The sequence below is a fragment of the Gordonibacter pamelaeae 7-10-1-b genome (assembly GCF_000210055.1).
Lineage (GTDB): Bacteria > Actinomycetota > Coriobacteriia > Coriobacteriales > Eggerthellaceae > Gordonibacter > Gordonibacter pamelaeae.
The window spans coordinates 2,651,976-2,656,747 of the sequence record NC_021021.1 but is presented as its reverse complement, the minus strand read 5'-3'; the positions used below and the strand labels follow the sequence as shown (position 1 = coordinate 2,656,747).

The 4,772-nt window shown below is 68.0% G+C and carries 4 protein-coding genes and 2 pseudogenes; 1 reads left to right on the top strand and 5 read right to left on the bottom strand.

Going from position 1 to position 4,772, the window contains the following annotated elements; translation table 11 throughout:
• The 3 genes and pseudogenes from GPA_RS19330 to GPA_RS12305 all read right to left on the bottom strand — a co-directional run.
• Positions 1–340, bottom strand: a pseudogene (locus GPA_RS19330) (TrmH family RNA methyltransferase); the annotation flags it as partial.
• Complete coding sequence (locus tag GPA_RS12310) at positions 337–981, bottom strand: cysteine hydrolase family protein (RefSeq protein ID WP_015540064.1); 645 nt, start codon at positions 979–981, stop codon at positions 337–339. The gene GPA_RS12310 and the pseudogene GPA_RS19330, both read right to left, overlap by 4 nt.
• Positions 978–1,652: a Crp/Fnr family transcriptional regulator gene (locus GPA_RS12305; RefSeq protein WP_015540063.1), complete on the bottom strand. Its 675-nt coding sequence runs from the start codon at positions 1,650–1,652 to the stop codon at positions 978–980. The genes GPA_RS12310 and GPA_RS12305 overlap by 4 nt, the downstream gene beginning before the upstream one ends.
• A gap of 136 nt (positions 1,653–1,788) precedes the next feature.
• Here GPA_RS12305 and hcp point away from each other — a divergent pair, with 136 nt between their 5' ends.
• Positions 1,789–3,390, top strand: a complete 1,602-nt coding sequence (gene hcp / locus GPA_RS12300; RefSeq protein ID WP_015540062.1) for a hydroxylamine reductase — start codon at positions 1,789–1,791, stop codon at positions 3,388–3,390.
• A gap of 67 nt (positions 3,391–3,457) precedes the next feature.
• On the opposite strand, the gene GPA_RS12295 is transcribed toward hcp, so the two are convergent.
• Positions 3,458–4,360, bottom strand: a complete 903-nt coding sequence (locus GPA_RS12295; protein ID WP_015540061.1) for a VIT1/CCC1 transporter family protein — start codon at positions 4,358–4,360, stop codon at positions 3,458–3,460.
• 97 nt (positions 4,361–4,457) lie between these two features.
• Positions 4,458–4,772, bottom strand: a pseudogene (locus tag GPA_RS12290) (hypothetical protein); the annotation flags it as partial.

Sequence of the window (4,772 nt, the reverse complement as noted above, 5' to 3'; positions counted from 1 at the left end):
CGCTCGGCGGCGCGGGGCGCTTGAACGCCGCAAGCGCCCCGCGCGTCAGCTCGAACCCCGTGAGCCTCGCCAGCTCCTCGCGCGGCGCCACGAACACGGGCACCTCGGGGTGCTCGGCCTCGGTGCGCGCGATGACAGGCTGCAGGGTATCGAGCCACTTCGCCTCCATGAGCAGCGACAACGGTTGCATTCCCGCCTCGAGCGCCCGCTCTATCACGTTGCCCGACTCCGCGATGAACACCCCGCGCTCCGGTTCCAGCCGGCTGCGCAGCTGCACGTCGGTCAGGCGTGCATACGCGTCGAGCCGCGGGTCGTCGAGCGTCTGCACGTCAACGATCATGCGCGCGGCCCCCGCACGGCGACGGCCACCTCGGCTGCCACGTCGCGCACGCTCGCCAGGCCTTGCATGCAGAACTCGTCGCAGGTGAGCATCTGCGCACCGATGTGGGCCATGTCCTCGATGTTCGCCGCCTGCACGGCCGGGGTGCGCGAGGAGGTGCAATCCTCGATGACGGCCACGTTGTAGTCGAGCGAAAGCGCGTCGTAGCAGGTGGTGCGTATGCAGTTCGGCGTGGTGGTGCCGATGAGCACCACCGTCCCCACGCCCAGGCGTCGCAGCACGTTGTCCAGGTTCGTGTTGAAGAACGCGGAGAAGCGCGGCTTCACCACCACGCGGTCGCCGGGCTGCGGCGCAAGCGGCGCCAGCTCGTCTAGCGAGCGTGGGTTCACGCACGCCCGCGACACGGGCTTGCCGCCGTCGTGCCACGCGGCGTGGCGCACCGCCTCCACGTCCGAGCCGTCCTCGGCGTACTCGCGCACGACGTGGAACACGGGCATGCCCAGCTCGCGGGCATGGTCGAGCGCGCGCGAGCACGCGGGCACCGTGGCCGCCGCCCCCTCCACGCACAGGGCCGATGCCGGGTCGATGAACCCGTTTTGCATGTCGATGACGATGAGGGCCGCCTTGCGCGGATCGATCATAGCGTGCTCCCTTCCCCGAGCTCGAACACGTTCTTGTGGAAGTCTATGATACCCTCTTTCCTCATCCGCGACAGCTCGGCGCACATGGCGCTGCGGTCAACGGACAGGTAGTCGGCAAGCTCCTGGCGGTCGAACGGGATGGCGAACCGGCTCGCTTCCGCAGCTTTGGCCTGGTCGGACAGGTATGACAGCAGCTTGGCGCGCGTCGTGCGCTGCGACGTGTGCTCTATCTTGCGTGTGAGCGCGTGCGCGCGGCGCGCCACGATGCCCAGCAGGTTGCGGACGAGGCGCGCGTGGAACGCACACGACGCAGGGCACAGGCTGGTGACGCGCCGCACGTCCATGAGCAGGACAAGCGCGTCCTCGGCCGCCACCACGTTGAGGTCGAGGGGAAAGCCGGGCTCGCAGGCGTACACCTCGGCGAACGATTGGCCGGGGCCGAACGACGCCAGGATCGTGCGGTTGCCCCAGTAGTCCTCCTTCTCAAGCCGCACCGCCCCCTCCAGCACCAGCCCCATGCACGTGGTCACGTCGCCCACGCGCAGCACGGCCGACCCTTGTGGGTAGCGGCGCTCGCGTGCGCCCAGGCAGTGCAGCAGCGCCTCGAGGTCGTTGTGGTCGATGCCGTCGAACAGCGACGAGCGGCTGATGACGGGAAGATGGCGGTCCATCGATCTCCTTCGTTGGAATTACAACGGAACATCTTATGCCAGTATCGTAGGGTGGGGCGTGTCAGGCAAGAAGGAATTCGCGCGATCGCCCGGCATGGGGCCGCGAGTGGCGCGAGACGAAGGGAAGGACGACGGTATGGACACCACGATGTTCTGCTTCCAATGCGAGCAAACTGCCGGATGCGCCGGGTGCATGGGCGCGGCGGGTGTGTGCGGCAAGACGGCGGCCACAGCGCAGGTGCAAGACGAGTTGACCGGCGCACTTGTAGGTCTCGCACTCACGGTGCAGGCGGCGAAAGCGGCCGAAGGCGTGAAGGCGGCGGTGTGCGACGAGGCCGATAACGTGGCAATGGAAGGCCTGTTCGCCACGCTCACCAACGTCGATTTCGATGATGCATCGTTGCGTGCGCTCACAGCTCGAGCGCACGCCGAGCGCGACCGCATCGCCGCCGCGCTCGGCGTGGAGGCCGCTTCCGACTACGATCTGGCCCTCTTGTGGAACGCGCCGGAGGATGTGCGCTCGCTTAAGTCGCTCGTGTTGTTCGGCTTGCGCGGCGTAGCCGCCTATGCCTACCACGCGGCCGTGCTCGGCTACCGCGACGAGACGGTGTCGGCTTTCCTTCACCAGGGTTTGGCTTCGCTCGCCGACAACGAGGCCGGCGCGGACGAGCTGCTGCCGCTCGCGCTGCGCGTGGGCGAGGTGAACCTGCGCTGCATGGAGCTGCTCGACCAGGCCAACACCGAGACGTTCGGCACGCCCGAGCCCACGCAGGTGGCGCGCACGATCGAGCCGGGGCCGTTCATCGTGGTGTCTGGGCACGACCTGCTGGACCTCAAGCTCGTGCTCGACCAGGCGGCGGGCCGCGGCGTGAACGTCTACACGCACGGCGAGCTGCTGCCCGCGCACGCCTATCCGCTGTTCAAGCAGTATCCGCACCTCAGAGGCAACCTGGGTACCGCGTGGCAGAACCAGCGCGAGGAATTCGCGAACCTGCCCGCGCCCATCCTGTTTACCACGAACTGCCTCATGCCGCCCGCTGCATCCTACGCCGATCGCGTGTTCACGACTGGTCCCGTGGCGTTCCCTGGTATGGCGCGCATCGACGCGAACAAGGACTTCGGCCCCGTCATCGAGAGCGCGCTGGAGCTGGGGGGGTTCGCCGAGCCGCGAGCCGTCGCGGCGGAAGAGGGGGCTTGGCTCACCACGGGTTTCGGGCATGGCGCCATCCTCGGCTCGGCAGACGCGGTGGTCGATGCCGTGAAGCAGGGCGCGATCAGCCATTTCTTCCTGGTGGGCGGCTGTGACGGCGCGCGGCCGGGCCGTGGCTACTTCCGCGACTTCGTGCGGCGGACACCCGCCGACAGCGTGGTGCTCACGCTGGCCTGCGGCAAGTTCCGCTTCAACGACCTGGACCTCGGCACGGTGGCCGGCCTGCCTCGTCTCATGGACATGGGGCAGTGCAACGACGCGTACGGCGCCATCCGCGTAGCCGTCGCGCTGGCCGAGGCGTTCGAGTGCGGCGTGAACGACCTGCCGCTCACGCTCGTGCTGTCGTGGTACGAGCAGAAAGCCGTGAGCATCCTGCTCTCGCTGCTGAACTTGGGCATCAAGGGCATCTACCTGGGTCCGACGCTGCCCGCATTCGTGTCGCCCGGCGTGCTGGACGTGCTTGTCCGCGAGTTCGACGTGCACCCCATCTCCACGCCCGAGGAAGACCTCGCCGTCATCTTGGCGTGAGCCGAAGGGGGAGTAGCGGGGTAGGGGGCGGGCGCTTGTGCCTGCCCCCTACCCCGCTACTCCCTTCCTAGATGTCCACGCCCAGGAACTGCTTCACCAGGATACCGATGACGAATGAGAGCGCGGCCACGCCCAGGCTGATGCCGGCCATCTGGCCGAAGCGCTTCTTGAACGGCAGGTCCTGCGCCACGGAGATGTAGTAGTTGAACACCACCAGGATCAGCAGCACGATGACGATCATGGTGGCCATGGCCCACAGGTAGTGCGCCTCGTCGAACAACAGGTACGGCAAGATGAGCAGCGCCACCGTCACCAGGTAGGCGATGCCGGTGTACGTGGCGGACTTGAATGCGTCCTCGCGGCCCTCGCTCTTGGATGACAGGTACTCGCTCGACGCCATGGAAAGCGTCGCCGCAATGCCGGTGATCAGGCCTGACAGCGCGATGAGGCGGGTGTTCTGCATGGCCAGCGTGAGGCCCGCCAGCGTGCCCGTCATCTCCACCATGGCGTCGTTCATGCCCAGCACCATGCTGCCCACGTACGACAGGCGCTCCTCGTCGAGCATCGCCAGGAGCGCCTGCTCGTGCGCCTCCTCGTCGGCGCGGATGTCCAGCGCCTCGGGGGCCTCGCGCGCCAGCTCCTCGTAGGAGATCTGCGCCTTGGCCTCGCCCTTCTCCATGAGCTTGACGGCGAACGTGAAGCCGAACACGAGCGCGATCAGCGCGTAGCGGCGCACCTTGCCGGCTTGCGGGCGCATCTCCTCGCCGGTGTAGCGCTGCCAGATGGCGGCGTGTTTTGCCTCCTCGTCGGCGATGCGCAGAAGCGTGTCGCGGTTGCCCGCGTCCTTCGTGCGCCGGACGATGCGGCGGTACACCTCGGCCTCCGTCACCTCGTTCTGCTGGAACGCGCGGATCTGCGCGAGGGCCGCGGGCGAGAGCCGCGCGGCATCGGGCTGGTTGTTGCTGGTCATGGTGCTCCCTCGTTGCCGGTACGTTGAATCAACAGCACAGTATATCCGATTCTGCCGCCGCCGCAGCTCCGGCGTTCTCCCCCGCGGGATGCCTGCGCTATGCCCCGGGTCCCGTCGCGGCTCGCCTCGCGCGCCGGTCGGCCAGCACCAGCCAGGAGAGCGCCGCGGCCATGAGCATGAGGCCTGCGGCGTCGAAGGCTATGAACCGGATGATGGAGGCTGCGAGCGCCGTATGGCCGACGGGGAGCGACAGCAGGATCCACGACTCGCCTGTCAAGCCCACGACCTGCTGCACGAGCAGGACGGCGAACAGCGCGCGGAAGCGGCGCGGGTTTGCGATGACGGGGGGATAAGTGGCGTTCCACATGAGGAAGGCCACGCCCAGCCCGCGCACGGCGGCCGCGCCCGGAAC